This window comes from Coleofasciculus sp. D1-CHI-01 (assembly GCF_040218875.1).
In the GTDB taxonomy this organism is placed as follows: Bacteria; Cyanobacteriota; Cyanobacteriia; order Cyanobacteriales; family Coleofasciculaceae; genus Coleofasciculus.
On record NZ_JAVJQP010000147.1, the window covers coordinates 1 to 19,804 of the forward strand.

At 46.5% G+C, this 19,804-nt stretch carries 15 protein-coding genes; 14 read left to right on the forward strand and 1 reads right to left on the reverse strand.

Going from position 1 to position 19,804, the window contains the following annotated elements; translation table 11 throughout:
* Positions 1 to 772 precede the first annotated feature (772 nt).
* From pflB to RIB93_RS25965, 6 genes are all read left to right on the forward strand, one after another.
* The gene (pflB, locus tag RIB93_RS25940) at positions 773 to 3,058 is read left to right on the forward strand and encodes a formate C-acetyltransferase (RefSeq protein ID WP_446377079.1); all 2,286 of its coding nucleotides are present in this window, start codon (positions 773 to 775) and stop codon (positions 3,056 to 3,058) included.
* A gap of 230 nt (positions 3,059 to 3,288) precedes the next feature.
* Positions 3,289 to 4,062 carry a pyruvate formate-lyase-activating protein gene (gene pflA / locus RIB93_RS25945; protein ID WP_446377081.1) on the forward strand — a complete coding sequence of 258 codons (774 nt, stop codon included), beginning with the start codon at positions 3,289 to 3,291 and terminating at the stop codon, positions 4,060 to 4,062.
* Between the two features lie 16 nt (positions 4,063 to 4,078).
* The gene (locus RIB93_RS25950) at positions 4,079 to 4,336 is read left to right on the forward strand and encodes a (2Fe-2S) ferredoxin domain-containing protein (RefSeq protein WP_446347683.1); all 258 of its coding nucleotides are present in this window, start codon (positions 4,079 to 4,081) and stop codon (positions 4,334 to 4,336) included.
* 107 nt (positions 4,337 to 4,443) lie between these two features.
* On the forward strand, positions 4,444 to 4,950 hold the full coding sequence (locus RIB93_RS25955; RefSeq protein WP_446377083.1) for a PAS domain S-box protein: 507 nt from the start codon (positions 4,444 to 4,446) through the stop codon (positions 4,948 to 4,950).
* Positions 4,951 to 5,096: 146 nt separating this feature from the next.
* On the forward strand, positions 5,097 to 6,263 hold the full coding sequence (locus tag RIB93_RS25960; protein ID WP_446377085.1) for a SpoIIE family protein phosphatase: 1,167 nt from the start codon (positions 5,097 to 5,099) through the stop codon (positions 6,261 to 6,263).
* 85 nt (positions 6,264 to 6,348) lie between these two features.
* Positions 6,349 to 7,023, forward strand: a complete 675-nt coding sequence (locus tag RIB93_RS25965; RefSeq protein WP_446377087.1) for a hydrogenase maturation protease — start codon at positions 6,349 to 6,351, stop codon at positions 7,021 to 7,023.
* Positions 7,024 to 7,034: 11 nt separating this feature from the next.
* Here the strand turns inward: RIB93_RS25965 and RIB93_RS25970 are convergent, their stop codons facing one another.
* The gene (locus RIB93_RS25970) at positions 7,035 to 7,217 is read right to left on the reverse strand and encodes a hypothetical protein (RefSeq protein WP_446377089.1); all 183 of its coding nucleotides are present in this window, start codon (positions 7,215 to 7,217) and stop codon (positions 7,035 to 7,037) included.
* 112 nt (positions 7,218 to 7,329) lie between these two features.
* Here RIB93_RS25970 and RIB93_RS25975 point away from each other — a divergent pair, with 112 nt between their 5' ends.
* The 8 genes from RIB93_RS25975 (at position 7,330) to hypE (ending at position 19,599) form a co-directional block, all read left to right on the forward strand.
* Positions 7,330 to 10,071, forward strand: coding sequence for a bifunctional acetate--CoA ligase family protein/GNAT family N-acetyltransferase (locus RIB93_RS25975; protein WP_446377091.1), 2,742 nt, complete (start codon positions 7,330 to 7,332; stop codon positions 10,069 to 10,071).
* A 228-nt stretch (positions 10,072 to 10,299) separates the two neighbouring features.
* Complete coding sequence (gene menD, locus RIB93_RS25980) at positions 10,300 to 12,153, forward strand: 2-succinyl-5-enolpyruvyl-6-hydroxy-3-cyclohexene-1-carboxylic-acid synthase (protein ID WP_446377093.1); 1,854 nt, start codon at positions 10,300 to 10,302, stop codon at positions 12,151 to 12,153.
* A 696-nt stretch (positions 12,154 to 12,849) separates the two neighbouring features.
* Positions 12,850 to 13,122: a Uma2 family endonuclease gene (locus RIB93_RS25985; RefSeq protein WP_446377105.1), complete on the forward strand. Its 273-nt coding sequence runs from the start codon at positions 12,850 to 12,852 to the stop codon at positions 13,120 to 13,122.
* A 133-nt stretch (positions 13,123 to 13,255) separates the two neighbouring features.
* Positions 13,256 to 15,784, forward strand: coding sequence for a carbamoyltransferase HypF (gene hypF / locus RIB93_RS25990; protein ID WP_446377095.1), 2,529 nt, complete (start codon positions 13,256 to 13,258; stop codon positions 15,782 to 15,784).
* 593 nt (positions 15,785 to 16,377) lie between these two features.
* Positions 16,378 to 16,623 carry a HypC/HybG/HupF family hydrogenase formation chaperone gene (locus RIB93_RS25995; RefSeq protein WP_446377097.1) on the forward strand — a complete coding sequence of 82 codons (246 nt, stop codon included), beginning with the start codon at positions 16,378 to 16,380 and terminating at the stop codon, positions 16,621 to 16,623.
* 41 nt (positions 16,624 to 16,664) lie between these two features.
* Positions 16,665 to 17,807, forward strand: a complete 1,143-nt coding sequence (hypD, locus tag RIB93_RS26000; protein ID WP_446377099.1) for a hydrogenase formation protein HypD — start codon at positions 16,665 to 16,667, stop codon at positions 17,805 to 17,807.
* A gap of 278 nt (positions 17,808 to 18,085) precedes the next feature.
* Positions 18,086 to 18,298 (forward strand): tautomerase family protein, encoded by a 213-nt coding sequence (locus tag RIB93_RS26005; protein WP_446377101.1) that lies wholly within the window; start codon positions 18,086 to 18,088, stop codon positions 18,296 to 18,298.
* A gap of 212 nt (positions 18,299 to 18,510) precedes the next feature.
* On the forward strand, positions 18,511 to 19,599 hold the full coding sequence (gene hypE / locus RIB93_RS26010) for a hydrogenase expression/formation protein HypE (RefSeq protein ID WP_446377103.1): 1,089 nt from the start codon (positions 18,511 to 18,513) through the stop codon (positions 19,597 to 19,599).
* The last annotated feature ends 205 nt before the right edge of the window (positions 19,600 to 19,804 follow it).

Below are 19,804 nucleotides of genomic sequence, written 5' to 3' on the forward strand. Positions count from 1 at the left end.
GTGCAAGGAAATGGGGTAGCATCCTTCATAAGTATGGCATCACCTTGCTCAGGTAAAATGTACCCTTGCTCCCCCAGCTCCCCCAGCTTCCCCAGCTTCCCCAGCTCCCCCTCACCACAAGACTTATTCAGCAGCCCCTAAGTAACTAAACCCGCCCCATCCAATTAACACAACCCAACCCTTAATTTGATCGGGTCGCCCCCACCCGGTATCAGTAATCATCCAACACCGCATTTAGACAGGGGCGAGTCGATATAGGTTAATTCTCGCACCGAACATTGATGCAGCGACTCGCCCCTACAGCCCCGACAACCCCTACAACCCCTACAACCTAGGCGATCATCTCTTCTTTTAAATAAAAAATATTCTCCTATTATAACACCAAACTGATTTGAATGGGTAGGGATTATCCCCACATTTTCTCGAAAAATCACCCAACCTTGACATTAAAAATATTTGTAAAGAAGTAGATTGACTTCTCCAAAATTTGCTGATTTAATATCCATGGAGTTACGATAGAGATAGACAGTTAGAGAGAGCGGTAAACGTCCAGGCTAAATAGACCGCAAGGAATAGATTTAGTTAGGATAAACCTTACTGTTCTTCCTATAGACCCATGACTAGAGTCAAGAGCCTGAGGTACACATAAAACGCTACGAGTTTTTAGTAGAACCAAAACCACCTTAGACTGTTGACCAAAATTTCTCAAAAAATGGTCAGGGCTACGTCTAACGTTCAAAAGTTTGCACAAAAAAAGAGGTAAATAATGCCTATGGTTGGGATAATTGAACCTAACACATCTACACAAAAGCATGAGACAGCTAGTGCCTTATGCGAACAATGGCAGAATTTTAATCCCGGTAAATGGACGAATGAAATTAATGTCCGGGATTTCATCCAAAAGAATTATACCCCATACACACAAAACGACTCTTTCCTTGCCGGAGCAACGGAACGGACGAAAACCCTCTGGCAAAACGTCGGCGATTTGATGCAGCAAGAGCGGGAAAAGGGTATTTTAGATGTCGATACCAAAGTCCCCACCAGTATCACCGCCCATGCACCGGGTTATATTGATCAAAACCTGGAACAAATTGTCGGCATCCAAACTGATAAACCGTTAAAACGGGCAATTATGCCCTTGGGTGGTATCCGAGTTGTCAAGAAATCCCTCGAAGCTTACGGCTATCAGCTTGATCCCCAAACAGAAGAGATTTTCACCAACTATCGCAAAACCCATAATGATGGGGTATTTGATGCCTATACACGGGAAATGCGAAAAGCGCGACATTCTGGGATCATTACGGGGTTACCGGATGCCTATGGTCGGGGTCGAATTATTGGTGACTATCGTCGGGTAGCATTGTATGGGATCACCCGTTTAATTGCTGATAAAAAACAGCAGCAAGATTCTCTAGAATTCGATGCGATTGATGAGTCTGTTATCCAGCAACGGGAAGAAATTTCTGAACAAATCCGGGCGCTAAGCGAACTGCAAGACATGGCGGCTAGCTATGGCTGTGATATTAGCCGTCCGGCGGCAAATGCCCAAGAAGCAGTACAGTGGACGTACTTTGGCTATCTGGGTGCGGTGAAGGAACAAAATGGCGCGGCGATGTCCTTGGGACGGGTGTCTACGTTCCTGGATATTTATGTGGAACGGGATTTAAATAACGCCAAGCTTAACGAATCCGAAGCGCAGGAACTAATTGACCATTTCGTGATGAAATTGCGGCTGGTGCGCTTCCTGCGGGCACCGGCTTATAATGAACTGTTCTCCGGTGACCCGGTTTGGGTAACCGAAGCCATTGGCGGAATGGGTGAAGATGGTCGTCCGTTGGTGACCAAGACCAGTTTCCGTTTCTTGCATACGCTTAATAACCTCGGTCCTGCACCAGAACCAAATTTAACGGTTCTGTGGTCAGAACGGCTACCGATTAACTTTAAGCGGTTCTGCGCCAAGGTATCGGTAGAAACCAGTTCGATTCAGTACGAGAACGATGACCTGATGCGATCGCACTATGGTGATGATTATGGCATTGCCTGCTGTGTATCGGGAATGCCGATTGGCAAACAGATGCAGTTCTTTGGCGCACGGGTTAACCTAGCGAAAGCCTTACTCTATGCGATTAATGGCGGTAAGGATGAAAAAGCGGGCGAACAAATCGGTCCGGAACTGGCAGCGATTACCTCAGAGTACCTTGATTATGACGAGGTGATGGGGAAATTCGACCAAATGATCGAGTGGTTGGCGAAACTCTACGTCAATACCTTGAATGTGATCCACTATATGCACGATAAATATTGTTATGAGCGTTTGGAAATGGCGCTACATGACCGGGATGTTTATCGGACAATGGCATGTGGGATTGCTGGGTTGTCGGTGGTTGGCGATGCGTTATCGGCGATTAAATATGCCAAGGTGAAAGTTATTCGCAATGACCAGGGTCTCGCCGTAGACTATCAGGTAGAAGGAGATTATCCCAAGTTTGGCAATAACGATGATCAGGTGGATGACATTACTGCCAACCTGGTGAAAGCGTTTATGGATAAAGTCCGCAAGAATAAGACTTATCGTGGCGCTGTTCCTACCCAGTCGATTCTGACGATTACCTCCAATGTAGTGTACGGGAAGAAGACAGGAAGTACCCCCGATGGGCGCAAAGCTGGGGAACCCTTTGCCCCAGGTGCGAACCCGATGCATGGTCGTGATAGCAATGGCGCGATCGCAGCCTTGGCTTCAGTGGCGAAACTACCGTATGAACATGCCCAAGATGGGATTTCTTATACGTTTTCCATTGTGCCGCAAGCGTTGGGTAAGACGGATGAGGCGAAGGTGACTAACTTGGTGGGAATGCTGGATGGGTATTTCCATGATGAGGGTCATCATATCAATATCAATGTCTTCAATCGCGATACCCTGCTGGATGCGATGGATCATCCTGAGAAATACCCGCAGTTAACGATTCGGGTATCGGGTTATGCGGTGAACTTTATTAAGTTAACCCGCGAACAGCAACTGGATGTGATTAACCGCACATTCCACGAACGGATTTAGCGACATCCTAGAGCGTAGGGTGGGCAATGCCCACCCCCTGACACGGCAAAGCGAAGTTAACACTCAGTCGGGGCGGGTTTAGTTACATCTGGGTGCTTTCGTAAACGATAGTCATCAAACCCGCCCCTACACATTCCTCTGGGCGGGTTTAGTTACATCTAGGTGCTTTCGCTTTCGTAAACGATAGTCATCAAACCCGCCCCTACAAACTCAAAACTAGAACTATGGTAATGCAATCATCAATTTCTCAATCCCCAATCGCCACTCCTAAAACCTCTGTAACTGGACGCATTCACTCCTTAGAAAGCTGCGGTACAGTAGATGGTCCGGGTATCCGCTTTGTTATTTTTACCCAAGGCTGTCCGCTGCGTTGTCTCTATTGTCACAATCCGGATAGTCGCTGTATCCGTGAAGGTCAGGAGATTACTGTTGATGAACTGATGACCCAGATCCCAAAGTATCGTTCCTACATGCGCTTTTCCGGCGGCGGCGTTACCATAACAGGGGGTGAACCCTTGATGCAACCGGAGTTTGTCCGCGAAATTTTCCGACGCTGTCAAGACCAAGGGATTCATACCGCCCTAGATACGTCTGGTTATGTGAACTTAGATGTGGCTAAACCTGTGCTGGATCATGTTGATTTGGTCTTGTTGGACATCAAATCCTTTGATCCCAAAATTTATTTTAAGATTACCAACGTTTCCCTAGAACCAACACTCGCGTTTGCCCAGTATCTGAGTGAGATTCAAAAGCCGACCTGGATTCGCTTTGTCCTAGTTCCCAATTTATCCGATAACCTAGAGAGTATCGAGGGATTAGCCCAGTTTGTCTCTAGCTTGGGCAATGTGGAAAAAGTCGAAGTTCTGCCGTTTCACAAAATGGGAGAGTATAAATGGCAACAGCTAGGGTATGACTATCAGCTTAAAGACACACCCTCGCCAACGCCCCAACAGGTGCAGCAGGTTATGGACATTTTTCAAAGACAGGGGCTGAACGTGCAGTAAGATTGAGGTGTAGATTATGGATGGGAAAGAAAATCTCTATTTATGTATGGGTTCAGCCTGTCATCAATTGGGTGTTTATGAAGTATTACCCAAAATTCAGGCGTTGATTAGCACCTACAATTTGGAGGATAAAGTTGAATTAAAGGGTTCCTTTTGTTTGGAAACCTGTAGCGCTGGTATTGTGATGAAGTTTAAGGATAAATTTTTTGTCAATATCAATGCGAATAATGTTGAGCAAAAGTTTAAACAAGAGATTCTGCCTTGTATTCAATGATGTATAGGGAGAGGGAACAGGGAACAGGGAACAGGGAACAGGGAACAGGGAACAGGGAACAATAAGTTTCACTTAACCTGGCAATAGCAGCTTGAAGAATAAATACTATGACAAGTAACGATAAGAGTTTGTGGGAATTATTGTGGCAGTATGACCCAAATGGTTTGATTGTCGTGGATAAAGATATGACGATTAAGTTGGTCAATCCTGCCTTTTGCAAAATGTTTAATGTGGAACAGGAGGTGGCTATTGGTGAGTCCGCCTCCACTATTTTGACAGATGTCAGTGATTTTCAACGAGTCTGGGATCATGATGAGGTGATTCAGGGGAAGGAAAAAGAGTACGCTAATCACCAACTTTATGTCAGAGAAGTTATTTTCCCGATTAAAGAGGAAAATATAATTGCAGCTATTTTGGTGAATATGAGTTATGAGTTACAGCGTAAGCGAGAATTGATAAAAGTTAAGCGAGAAACGGTGGAAAAGGTTAATGAGGTGGTGGATAATCAAATGAAAGTTGTCCAAGAAATTGCGGGGATATTGGGAGAAACAACGGCAACGACGAAGGTGAGTCTATTGAAGATTATTCAAATGGTGGAACAGGAGATGGGGTAGAAGATAGGTTAGGAAGCAGGGGAAGCAGGGAAGGCATGTAGAGACGTAGCATGCTACGTCTGGAAGCAGGGGAGCAATGTAGAGACGTAGCATGTTACGTCTGGGAGCAGGGGAAGAAGTCGTTTAACTATATAATATAACAGCTTATGAGCCGTGATCATTTTCTAGATATCTATGATTTAAGCTTAAATAAAAAGGGAGAGGAACTATGTGGCGATCAGGTTAAGTTTATCAAGACAAAGGATAAAACGACGATTGTTTTATCGGATGGGTTGGGAAGTGGTGTCAAGGCTAATATCCTGGCAACGCTGACGACGGAAATCTTGATCACCATGTTGAATGCCGATCTGCCTCTAACCGAGGTGATCGAAACGGTGATTGGTACGTTGCCTATTTGTAGTGTCCGGAAAATTGCTTACGCCACGTTTACTATAATTCGTATTAATCACAAAACCAATAAATTTAAAGTTATAAACTTTGATAATCCACCCATTTTTCATTTTAGGAAAGGAAAACCTGTCCCTGTTGAAACCCGAACCGAGAAAATCCTGGAGAAAGACATTGTTATTTCAGAAGGGCATTTAGAACGGGGAGATTTCCTGGGGGCGATTAGTGATGGCGTCTTGTATGCGGGGCTGGGTGCGGTCTTAAATTTTGGCTGGGGCTGGGAAAATATTGCCAAATACATTGAAAGCCTATATATTCGGGATACCTACACTGCTCGTAATATTGTCCGTAAAGTGATTGGCGAAACGCACAACCTCTATCAAGGGAAAATTGGGGATGATGCCACGTTTGTGGGCGTCTGTGTGCGGAAGCGTAATGAGTTAATGATTTTTACCGGACCCCCTCTAGATCAACGTCACGATCAGGTTTATGTGGAACGCTTATTAAATTTTGAGGGCAGAAAAGTGATCTGTGGCGGAACCACGGGGAATATTGTGGGCAAATATCTGGGTGAAGAGGTGGAAATGGATATTGCCACGATGCGACCGGATCTGCCGCCGATTGGTAAGTTAAGTCAAATTGACCTGGTAACTGAAGGGATATTAACTATCTCGAAAAGCCTAGAAATCTTAAAAAAATGTAAATGTGATATCGATCGCCTACCGACGGATCGCAATGGTGCAGCGATGCTGGCGAAGGAAATCTTGATGGCGGATTCGGTACTTTTCTTGGTGGGGCAGAAAATTAACGAATTTTATCAAAATCCGCTGTTACCCAAAAACATTTCCATCCGCCGAAATTTAGTAGAAGAGGTAGTGAAGTATCTGCAAAATCATAAGAAAGAAGTCCAGTTAGAATACTGCTAAGTTAGGTCTGTGGAGATCAAGGGAATGATGTTACGGTCTGTAAACATCCAGTCAAGCCTGACGAAGGACAAAGGACATAAGACCAATGACAAATGACCACCATCTGGTGATTGGCTATGGGAATACGCTGCGGCGGGATGACGGTGTGGGTCAAGTTGTGGCAATGGAGGTGCAAAAGTGGGGATGCCTTGGGGTGCGATCGCTTCCCCTGCACCAACTGACTCCAGAATTGGCACAAACCTTAGCGACTGTGGAGGGGGCGATTTTTGTGGATGCTTATCCCGTATCTGGAGAGACAGCCACGGTGCAAGTCTTTCCCCTGCGATCGGAGGATGCTGATACAATCTCGGTCGGGCATCATTGTGATCCGCGATCGCTGTTAGCCTTAGCCCAAGCCCTTTATGATCATTCTCCCTCCGCTTGGCTGGTTACCATCCCCGCTGTTGACTTCGAGTTTGGCGAAACCCTCTCACCCATTGCCCAACAGGGAGTTACCGACGCCCTGATTCATATTCATCGCCTGTTGGCAATACCAGCGGAATCGCCGACTCAATTATCATCAGGTTGCGTCGAGCTGGGGGAGCAGAGGGAGCTGGGGGAGCAGAGGGAGCCGGGGGAGCAGAGGGAGCTGGGGGAGCAGAGGGAGCTGGGGGAGCAGAGGGAGCTGGGGGAGCAGAGGGAGCTGGGGGAGCAGAGGGAGCTGGGGGAGCAGAGGGAGCTGGGGGAGTTAATAAAAGCGCAATGCCCTCGAACCAAGTGAAGGGTAGAACTTCAAACTATTATCTTCCTCATCTTCCTCATCTTCCCCATCTTCCCCATCTTCCCCATCTTCCCCATCTCCCCCATCTCCCCCATCTCCCCCATCTTCCCCATCTCCCCCATCTCCCCCATCTCCCCCATCTCCCCCATCTTCCCCATCTTCCCCATCTTCCCCATCTTCCCCACCTTCTCCAACTGAGATGGCAGATTATCAGGGAGAACCCTAGGTTTTAATCCTTGTGTGTTCAGTGTTAACCGTTCCGTTTCATTTTTTCCCCAGACGTATTAATAAGAAAAGGAAAAAACAATGGTTAAGCCACTTAAACCAACCACCGATCCAGCGTATGATATTCTGCGTTCCGAACGTCAACCCCTGCACACCTTCTTCGCCCCCGATAACGTTGCTGTGATTGGGGCGACGGATAAAGAGGGCAGTGTGGGGCGAACCCTGCTATGGAATTTAATGAGTAATCCCTTTGGGGGAACCATTTTTCCAGTGAATCCCAAACGCCATAGTGTCTTGGGAATTCCTGCTTATTCGAGTATTAAAGATATCCCTGATCCTGTGGATCTGGCGATCATTGCCATACCCGCCCCTTTCGTACCCGGCGTTGTCCAAGAATGTGTTGAGGTTGGCGTAAAAAGTGCGATTATTATTTCAGCGGGATTTAAAGAAACGGGTTCTAAGGGAGTTGAATTAGAAAAGCAAATCCTGGAAACCGCCCGGGGCAAAATGCGGATTATTGGTCCGAATTGTCTGGGTTTAATGAGTCCGCGCAGTGGGTTAAATGCTACCTTTGCCAGTACCATGGCGCGTCCGGGGAATTTGGCGTTTATTAGTCAGAGTGGGGCATTATGTACCGCTGTCCTAGATTGGAGTTTCTGGGAAAATGTCGGCTTTAGTGCCTTTATTTCCATTGGTTCGATGATGGATGTAAATTGGGGGGATCTGATTTACTATCTTGGTGATGATCCCCACACCCATAGCATCGTCATCTATATGGAATCCATTGGCGATGCGCGATCGTTCCTTTCAGCGGCGCGGGAAGTGGCATTAACTAAGCCAATTATCGTAATTAAAACCGGGCGAACCGAAGCCGCTGCCAAGGCATCAGCCTCCCATACCGGTTCTTTGGCAGGTAGCGATGATGTCCTCGATGCCGCTTTCCGCCGCTGTGGTGTAGTTCGCGTGAATGCTATCTCCGAACTGTTTGATATGGCAGAGGTGTGGGCGAAACAACCCCGTCGTCCCAAAGGACCTCGCTTGACAATTATTACCAATGCTGGGGGACCAGGGGTTTTAGCAACAGATGCCTTAATTAGCGCGGGTGGTGCATTGGCGGAACTCTCTGAGGATACGGTAACTGCCCTCAACGAAATTCTGCCTACCCATTGGAGTCATGGCAACCCCATTGATATTCTCGGTGATGCTGACCCCGATCGCTATACTAAAGCCCTCGATATTGCGGTTGAAGATCCCAACAGCGATGGCTTGCTGGTGATACTAACACCCCAAGCCATGACTGATCCGACTCAAATTGCCGAACAGTTAAAACCCTATGCCCAGAAAGCTGGGAAACCCGTGTTTGCTAGTTGGATGGGAGGATCAGAAACCAAAACTGGGGAAACCTTACTCAATCGTGCCAGCATTCCCACCTATCCCTACCCCGATGATGCGGCGCGGCTGTTTAATTTAATGTGGCAGTACAGCTACAACCTGAGTGGGATCTACGAAACGCCGATTTTACCCTCATCCGAAGAAACCGGACCCGATCGCGCTTCAGCCCAGAAGATGATTGAAACGGCACGCAAGGCGGGACGGACGATTCTGACGGAGTTGGAATCGAAACAACTACTTGCTGCCTATAATATCCCGATTGTACATACTGGGGTGGCAAAAACCGAAGAGAATGCGGTGAATTGGGCAAATTCCCTGGGATACCCGGTGGTGTTGAAACTCTTCTCGGAAACCATTACCCATAAAACCGATGTGGGTGGGGTTCAGTTGAATCTTACCGATGAAGAAGCGGTGCGCTGGGCGTATAACAGGATTCAATCGACGGTGACGGAGAAAGTTGGTGCCGAACATTTCTTAGGTGTTACGGTTCAACAAATGGTGCGCCAGGATGGTGCTTATGAACTGATTATCGGCAGCATCGTTGATCCGCAGTTTGGACCGGTGTTAGTCTTTGGATCTGGGGGACAATTAGTTGAGGTATTCAAGGATCGGGCGATCGCGCTACCGCCTCTGAATACTACCCTGGCGCGGCGGATGATCGAACAGACGCAAATCTATAAGGCACTCAAAGGGGTGCGGGGGCGTCAAGCCGTTGATTTAGCCGAACTTGAGCAGATTATGGTTCGCTTTAGTCAGTTGGTGATTGAACAGCGTTGGATCAAGGAAATTGATATTAATCCTCTGCAAGCGTCTTCGGATCGACTCATCGCCCTAGATGCCCGGATTATCCTCCATGATCTCGACGTTGAGGAAAACCAACTCCCGAAAACGGCGGTTTGCGCTTATCCTCGGCAGTATATTACCCCGTGGCAGCTTAATGATGGTACGCCGGTGACGATTCGTCCGATTCGTCCAGAGGATGAACCCTTAATTGTACAATTCCACCAGACGCTATCGGAAGAAAGTGTCTATTTGCGTTATTTCAGCTTAATGAAGCTGAGTCGGCGGATTGCCCATGATCGGTTAACCCGCATCTGCTTTATTGACTATGATCGGGAAATGGCGCTGGTGGCAGACTATAAAGATCCGCAAACAGGAGAACACGAAATCTTGGGCGTAGCGCGATTGAGCAAGATGCATGGGATTAATGAAGGGGAATTCGCTATGTTAATTAGTGACCCCTATCAGCGTCGCGGATTAGGGACGGAATTACTGCAACGCATTATTCAAGTGGGTCGCCAAGAGAAACTGACGCGGATTACTGCTGATATTCTGGCAGAAAATGTACCGATGCAGAAGGTAGCGGAAAAAGTGGGTTTCCATCTGGAACGGGCAGGGAATGATTTAGTCCAAGCCGAGATTCGTTTGTAGTTAGGACTGACCCACAGACGCTGAATCGTAGGGGTACGACATGTACCCCTACAGAACTTGAGATCTCAATAACCAGACGCTTCTGCTATATAGCACTACGCATACACGTTAGGACAAAAGAAGAAAAATTTAAATCGCTTAATCCCTTGATTAGTCAGTGTTTTTCTTCACTATTGCCCATTGCCTATTGCCCATTGCCTAGCGCGTAGCGCTATAGTATTGGATGCGATGCTAATTGACTTTCGTAATACCAATACAGTCTGGGCTTCTATACTGGTGGAAACGTTAACGCGGTTGGGATTAACCACAGCCGTCTTATGTCCCGGTTCGCGTTCCACCCCGCTTACTGTTGCCTTTGCACAACACAGCAAAATAGAGGCAATTCCTATTCTTGATGAACGTTCGGCTGCCTTTTTCGCCTTGGGAGTTGCCCGAAAATCGTGGCTACCTGTGGCGTTAGTTTGTACATCAGGAACCGCCGGGGCGAATTTCTACCCCGCGATTATTGAAGCACGAGAAAGCCGCGTTCCTCTATTAATTTTAACCGCAGACCGTCCCCCAGAACTGCGCGATTGTCATTCTGGGCAAACCATTGACCAAGTAAAACTCTATGGCAATTATCCCAACTGGCAAACGGAATTAGCTGTACCCTCTCTGGAAATCGGGATGTTGAGATATCTGCGACAAACCGTAATTCACGCCTGGGAGCGATCGCGCTTTCCTACTCCCGGTGCAGTACATTTAAATTGCCCCTTTCGTGATCCTCTAGCACCTATTCCTGATCCCACCGCCACTGAGTTACAATCCCAATTCCAGGCTGATGATTTCTTTGCCGCTATTACTCCTGCATCTGTGCATTCCCTCTCTCCTGTATCTGGGCAAACGATTCCCTACTCAGACTGGCAAGCGTGCGATCGCGGTTTAATTATTGCCGGGTTAGCCCAACCCCAAAACCCCAAAGCCTATTGTCATGCGATCGCCCAACTTTCGCAATCTCTAAACTTTCCCCTATTAGCCGAAGGGCTTTCTCCCCTAAGAAACTACGCTCACCTGAATCCTTATCTAATTTCTACTTATGATTTAATCCTGCGGAATCGCCAACTGGCTCAACACCTAACACCGACTATTGTTATTCAAATTGGCGAACTTCCCACCAGTAAAGAACTACGTGCTTGGTTAAATACTTATCAACCCCAACGCTGGATCATTGACCCCTGTCATCATAACTTAGATGCCCTGCATGGGAAAACCACGCATCTGCGGATTTCTATCGAAGCAATCGGGCAATGGATAACAACAAATAAGACACAAAATCAGACTGTAGGCGCTGGTTTTACAGATAACGTTGTTGACAAAACCGATAACAGAACCACACCCACCCCGATAGAGGAACAGGGGAGAACTCTATCCCAACACAACCCACATTACCTCAAAACCTGGTGTAATGCAGAAACGCAAGTAAGAGCAGCCGTTGACAAAACCATGGCAGAAATGCCGCAATTATTTGAAGGAAAAGCCGCCTGGTTACTCTCTCAATCTTTGCCCAAAGGGACACCTTTATTTATTGCCAATAGTATGCCCGTGCGGGATATCGAATTCTTTTGGTCGCCAGGGAATACAGAAATTCAGCCCTGGTTTAATCGCGGTGCGAATGGCATTGATGGCACCTTATCTACAGCATTAGGGATTGCTCACCGGAATCAGAGTGCCGTAATGCTAACGGGAGACTTAGCCTTATTACATGATACTAATGGTTTTTTATTCAACAATAAATTTGCTGGTCATCTCACCATTATCGTAATCAACAATAACGGCGGTGGTATTTTTGAAATGTTACCCATTTCCGACTTTGAGCCACCCTTTGAAGAATTCTTTGCCACACCCCAAAACATCAACTTTGCCCAACTGTGTCTAACGTATGGTATAGAACATCAACGCATTCAATCGTGGCAACAATTACAGCAATTACTGAATCCATTACCCAATCAAGGAATTCGGCTATTAGAAATACCCACAAATCGCAAAACAGACGCAACGTGGCGACAAACCCATCTAGGTGAGTTCGTAGTAAAGGAACCTTAGCCTTTCCAAGTTTGCCGTAAGAACATTAACCTTTGATGTTGGGTTTCCTGGGAACATCCCAACCTACAACCATTCCTCTTAAATCTGTTAGACTCAGACTTATATCTTATATTTTAAACGTTTAGTAACCCCCCGTCACCCGCCAAGAACTCAAGTTCTTGGCTTATAGCTTAAGTCCACTGAAGTGGACTAAAACTCGTGTTTAGTCGTCTTTAGACGACTTAAGCTTTTAGCCAGGGATTTGAATCCCTGGCGGGTCGTTGCGACAGGTGTTAACATTTTTATTCACTAAGCATTGAGTCCTTGTTCAAAAGCGTCAATCGCTTCAATTTGGTCGGAAATAAAAACACACTGTTCGAGCAAAGCTACATCTAATCCTAGCAATACTTCGCTAGTTGTAATTAATCGTTTCTTTTCACAACCATTTTAGTCGGTTTAGAGTTGAGTGTGATCGCACCATAGCAAACAGGGATTGAGTGCAGTTGATGAGTCACGCGATCGCAGAATTTGGACAAAGCTTATAAACAGACTGACGCCGCTACCTGTCCCTAATGTGAAGTAGAAACCGTTGATCCCTGCTGGAACGAATATCGCTATATATACGGCTTCCCCCACTCGGCTACTGATTATATAGCGCTACGCGCTAGGCAATGGGCAATAGGTAACACCTCGGACTTCAGGGTCAAAGCGATTTAAATTTTTCTTCGCCCAGAGGAGGTTTACCTGATTGTCGAAATTGCTGATACTACAATCAATCGAGATTTAGGGACTAAAGCCAATCTCTATGCAGCCGCAGGTATTGTTGACTATTGGGTGTTTAACGTGACAACCCAGCAACTCCACGTTTTTAGAGATCCTCAAGGAGATGGTTACCAACGTCAGTTAATTCTAAAAGGGAAACAGTCGATTGATATTCTGGCTTTTCCTAATTGTTCGATTATAGTGAACGAGTGTTTTAGAATACGATAAATTCGCGTTAAAGTTAAGACATATCTTAGGGTAGAGACGTTCCGGCGGAACGTCTCTTGGCAAGCTGAAATGAATACATTACCCTGGTATGGACATCATCCTTGCGCCCATCAACGTTAGGGGAGTAAAGCGAATGGGAATAAACAATCATCCATCCCTAATCAACCAGGAAGAAATTCGCGTACGCGGTACGGTACAAGGGGTGGGATTTCGCCCAACGGTGTATCGTTTGGCAAAGGCGTGTAATCTAGTCGGAGAAGTTTGTAATGATGGTCAAGGTGTCTTAATTTACGTATCAGGAACAACAGACGCGATCGCAGATTTTGTGCAACGCTTACAAACAGACTGTCCTCCCCTTGCCAAGATTGAATCGATTGACCGTACTCCTAATCCAGGCGATCGCACGTTCCATGACTTTACCATTATCCAGAGTGTCAATAGTACCGTTCAAACCCAAATTCCCCCTGACGCCGCCACCTGTCCCCAATGCCAAGCCGAAACCTTTGATGTGCGATCGCGTTGGTACAATTACCCGTTTACGAATTGTACCCATTGTGGACCACGCCTGAGTATTATTCGCTCGATTCCCTATGACCGTAAGCAGACTAGCATGGCAGACTTTGCACTATGTCCCGATTGCGCCAGGGAATACCACGATATCGAAAATCGCCGCTTCCACGCCCAACCCATTGCTTGTCCCGTTTGTGGACCAAGGGTATGGTTAGAAGGGGCAAATGGTGAAAAAATTGATACAGCTAACCCTATCGATACCGTTTGTACCCTGCTCAAACAAGGGGAAATTGTGGCGATTAAAGGATTAGGCGGGATTCATTTAGCCTGTGATGCCACCAATGAAACCACAGTACAACGATTGCGATCGCGTAAGCAACGGTATCATAAACCTTTTGCTTTAATGGCGCGAGATTTGGGGGTGATTGAACAGTATTGTACTTTGAATGCCGAGGACAAGGAATTATTACAAAGTCCCGCCGCACCCATTGTTTTAATCGATGTTATCCAAAATCGCGACAATTGTAGAGACGTTGCATGCAACGTCTCTACAGCCAAAATTGCGGATTCAGTTGCACCCGGACAAACAACATTGGGGTTTATGCTACCCTACACCCCCCTCCATCATCTGATTATGCAACAGCTAGATTATCCGATTATTTTAACCAGTGGGAATCTATCCGATGAACCGCAATGTATCGATAATCAAGACGCCCGTTTAAAATTAGGTAAAATTGCTGATTATTTATTACTACATAACCGTGATATTGTTAATCGTGTCGATGATTCGGTGGTGCGAGTTATTCCCTCTAAACTCAACCCTAAAACCTTGGGGAAGAATTCAAAGCCTCTCTCCTCGCAGGAGAGAGGTTTGGAGAGAGGTTTTCCCAATCCAGTGAATGATAGAAGCATTCAAGAAAGACACACCCTCTACACCCAAACCCTACGCCGCGCCCGTGGATATGCCCCGAAACCCATTCCTTTACCGCCAGGATTTGACCATTGTCCGCCGATTCTGGCGATGGGGAGTGAACTGAAAAATACCTTCTGTTTATTGCGAGACGGACAAGCAATTTTATCTCAACATTTAGGAGACTTAGAAAATGCTGCTGCCTTTAACGCTTACCAGACTACCCTGAATCTCTACCTAAACTTATTTAACCATAAACCGAGTGCGATCGCGACAGACAAACATCCCGAATACCTATCGACGAAACTGGGACAAGAACTCGCTACCGCCAATAATCTCACCTTACATTCTATCCAACATCATCATGCCCATATTGCCGCTTGTATGGCAGAAAATGGTATCCCACTCACCACTCCCCCTGTATTAGGAATCGCCTTAGATGGATTAGGCTATGGAGAAGATGGCACACTTTGGGGCGGAGAATTCCTCTTAGCCGATTACCAGGGATTTAAACGATTAGGTAAATTTAAACCCATCGCCATGATTGGCGGTGAACAGGCAATTTATCAACCCTGGCGCAATACCTACGCCCACTTAATGGCAGCATTGAACTGGAACAGGTTAAAACAAGAGTATGGGGATTTAGACCTGATTCAATTTCTGGATCAAAAACCCCATCCCTTGCTGAATCAACTCATCGAAAAAGGGATTAACTCACCCCTCGCCTCATCTGCTGGACGATTATTTGATGCAGTGGCGGCGGCGTTGGGGATTTGTCGGGCAGACTGTAGCTACGAAGGGCAAGCCGCGATTGAAATGGAAACCCTTGTTACCCCGGATAGCTTAAATTATGTTAAAGAAGTAGGGGCATATCCCTTTAACATTGGCAAACTAGATCAGGAAACAGAATTAATTTTAGACCCTTCTCCCCTATGGCTTGCATTATTGGACGATTTACAGCAAACTATGCCAAAGTCCCTCATTGCCGCCAAATTTCACCAAGGATTAGCCGATGCGATCGCGAAGATGGTTCAGCAGTTACGTCCTGATTTAATCAGCAATCACGTTATCCTCACCGGAGGTGTGTTTCAAAACCGGATTTTATTGACCCAAGTCAGTGAAAATTTAGAGAGGATGGGTATGACAGTATTGACACACAGCCGAGTTCCACCCAATGATGGAGGGTTATCCTTAGGACAAGCCGTAATTGCAGCAGCACAATCAGTTATCGGGGGAGATTGAGACAAAACGCAGAGGCGGATTGAGCCAGGATTTATGGGGAGGTTTAGGTAAAATGTAGGGGGAGGTTTAAGTAAAATGTAGAGCGGATTTAGGGACAATGTAGGGGCGGGTTTAGGGACAATGTAGGGGCGGGTTTAGGGACAATGTAGGGGCGGGTTTAGGGACAATGTAGGGGCGGGTTTAGGGACAAACCTTAGTCTCCCTACCTGACAAGTTCCGAACAAAACCCGCCCTCCCCTCTACTACCTGACAAGTTCCGAACAAAACCCGCCCTCCCCTCTACTACCTGACAAGTTCCGAACAAAACCCGCCCTCCCCTCTACCCCTACCTGACAAGTTCCGAACAAAACCCGCCCTCCCCTCTACTACCTGACAAGTTCCGAACAAAACCCGCCCTCCCCTCCATTCAACTACCTGACAAGTTCCGAACAAAACCCGCCCTCCCCACCATTCAACTATCAGATGTAGCGGCAAACGCATAAAAATAACCTAAATCACGCTACCAAATAACTGGCGCACCCAATTTACCCTCCCCCATGCAAATCTTACTCAGGACAAAACACACCCAACAACCCACAAAGGACAACAAAAAAATGTGTTTAGGCATTCCCGGTCAAATTACTGAAATAACCAATAGAGAACATCAACTAGCCATAGTCAATATTGGCGGCGTCCAACGCCAAGTTAATATTGCCTGTATTATTGATGAAAATCATCCCATTGACACCTGTATTAACGATTGGGTATTAGTTCACGTCGGCTTTGCCATGAATCGCCTCGACGAACAAGAAGCCGCCGAAACCTTACAATTACTCCACGAACTCGCCTTAACCGAATAACCAATGACATAAGACATAAGACATAAGACATAAGACAAATTATGAAATACGTTGACGAATTTCGCGATCCCCAAAAAGCCAAAGCCCTACTGCGAGAAATCCAAACCTTAACCACTCAATTAGGCAAAACCTCAACCCAACCGCTAAAAGTAATGGAAGTTTGTGGCGGTCATACCCATTCCATCTTTAAATATGGACTCGAAGAAATTTTACCCGATAGTATCGAATTAATCCATGGTCCCGGTTGTCCCGTCTGTGTCATGCCCAGGGGACGTTTAGATGACGCGATCGCGATCGCAGACTATCCTAATGTTATCCTCACCACCTTTGGTGACGCCATGCGGGTTCCCGGTTCCCAGAAAAGCCTCCTCCAAGCCAAAGCAGCCGGGGCGGATATTCGTATGGTTTATTCTCCCCTAGATAGCCTGCAAATTGCCAAAAATAACCCGGATAAAGAGGTAGTTTTCTTCGGACTTGGCTTTGAAACCACTGCCCCCAGTACCGCATTAACCATCCTACAAGCGGATGCTGAAGGACTGCAAAACTTCAGCATGTTCTGCAATCACGTTTTAGTGATTCCCGCCTTACAAGCCTTATTAGATAATCCCGATTTACAACTGGATGCCTTTATTGGTCCGGGTCATGTCAGCATGGTGATTGGGACAGAACCTTATCACTTTATTGCCCAACAGTACCAAAAACCATTAGTGGTTTCTGGATTTGAACCCTTGGATATTTTGCAATCCCTGTGGATGATATTGCAGCAACTGATTCAAGGGCGCTGTGAGGTCGAAAATCAATATGACCGTATCGTTCAACCCCAAGGGAATCGTGTCGCCTTAGACGCGATGAATACCGTATTTGAAGTGCGGGCCAAATTTGAATGGCGAGGACTCGGTGATATTCCCAATTCGGGGTTTAAAATTCGCCCCGACTACGCCCAATTTGATGCCGAAGTTAAATTTACCCTTCCCAATCGTCAAGTCGCCGATCACAAAGCCTGTCAATGTGGAGAAATCCTCAAAGGCGTCATGAAACCGTGGCAATGTAAAGTTTTTGGTACAGCTTGTACACCAGAAAACCCAATTGGAACCTGTATGGTATCTTCAGAAGGGGCTTGTGCGGCATATTACAAATACGGACGCCTATCCAAAGTCGCTAAAACCGCCGTCGGCATCAATTAACCCCCTGTAGGGGCGACCCGCCTGCATTCATTAACAACACTATTCCACTCAATGGAATCGGGTCGCCCTTTACTCAATTGCATCAGATCACCCTCTCCTAAACCCCCTATATCAGAACGTGTTTCTTGAGAGTTAAAACAGTCAAGAGAGAACATTTGTCAACGTAGGTTTCGCCCCCAAAGTTTATCCATCAAACCGATAACTCCAATACAAAATTTGTCCGTTTTCCCCCATACAATGCTGTTAAAACACAGTGTTAGATTGGAGAATAAACGGTTATGCCATTTGTCACAGTTCAGATCGCCCAAGGTCACTCCGTCGATCAAAAACGTGAACTCGCCAAAGCCCTCACCGATACCCTAGTTTCCACATTAGGCACTAAACCCGAATGGGTAACGATTCATATTGATGAATTTGAGCGAGAAAATTGGGCAGTTGGCGGTGAATTACATTCCGATAAACCCGGTAAAGGAGGTAAGCATCACACCTAAATTGAATGTCACTGACTTTAATAGTTTGTAGTAAGCGCTTTAGCGCTTCTGGCACTAAAGTGCCTACTACGAACCCAGAAGATGGGGAAGATGGAACGTCTGTTGTAGGGGCAGGTTTTACCTTTAACGTTTTGTTTTCACCCTGATATCACTAAACCCGCCCCAACTAAATAACAAATGACGAATGACATAAGACGTAAGACGAATGACAAATGACCCATAACCAAAATCCCCTCTTCCAAAAAATCGAACAAATCCGACGCCGCCCTAGTAAAGTTAAAGATACCGCCATCACCCTGGCACATGGTAGTGGGGGGAAAGCCATGCGGGATTTAATCGATGATATTTTTGTCGGAAGTTTCGATAACCCCATCCTCTCCCAACTCGAAGATCAAGCCACGATTCCCCTCGCCCAACTCATCAGTCAGGGCGATCGATTAGCCTTTACCACGGATTCTTATGTCGTTGATCCCCTATTTTTCCCCGGTAGCAATATCGGTGAACTCGCTATTAATGGTACGGTCAATGATTTAGCGGTTAGTGGGGCAAAACCCCTGTATCTAACCTGTAGCATGATCATGGAAGAAGGACTTCCAGTTGAAACCTTACGACAAGTCGTTCTAAGTATGAAAAAAGCTGCCGATGCTGCTGGGGTGCAGGTGGTGACTGGGGATACTAAAGTCGTTCATCGGGGTTCGGCTGATAAACTGTTTATCAATACAGCCGGAATTGGTGTTATCAGAGAAGGTGTTTCTATTTCCGCCCATCATATTCAACCCGGTGATGCGGTAATTATTAATGGTCAATTGGGAAATCATGGTGCAGCTATTTTAATCGCCCGTGGGGAATTGGCATTGTCAACAGACATTGAAAGCGATTGTCAACCGTTAAATGGATTAGTGGATGCGATTCTTGAGGTTTGTCCCCAAATTCACGCGATGCGGGATGCAACTCGTGGTGGTGTAGCAACGGTGTTAAATGAATTTGCCCAAAGTTCCGACGTGGGGATTCGTTTAGATGAGGCGTCGATTCCGATTCGGGAAGAGGTGAATGGCGTTTGTGAAATATTAGGATTAGATCCGTTATATCTTGCCAATGAAGGGAAACTGGTGGTTATTGTACCGCGATCGCACGCCGAATCTGTATTATCTGCGATGAAGTCTCATCCGGCGGGACAGGATTCCTGTATTGTGGGTGAAGTAATTGACTCACCCCCCGGAGTAGTATTACTGCAAACGGCGTTTGGGGCAGAACGGATTGTAGATATGCTAGTGGGGGATCAACTCCCCAGAATATGTTAATCGGTGTACGGTACTTACTATCAACTGATCAGGGCACGATAATATCGTGCCCCTACCGAATTCAATTAGGGGCTGCTGAATAAGTCTTGTGGTGAGGGGGAGCTGGGGAAGCTGGGGAAGCTGGGGGAGCTGGGGGAGCAAGGGTACATTTTACCTGAGCAAGGTGATGCCATACTTATGAAGGATGCTACCCCATTTCCTTGCA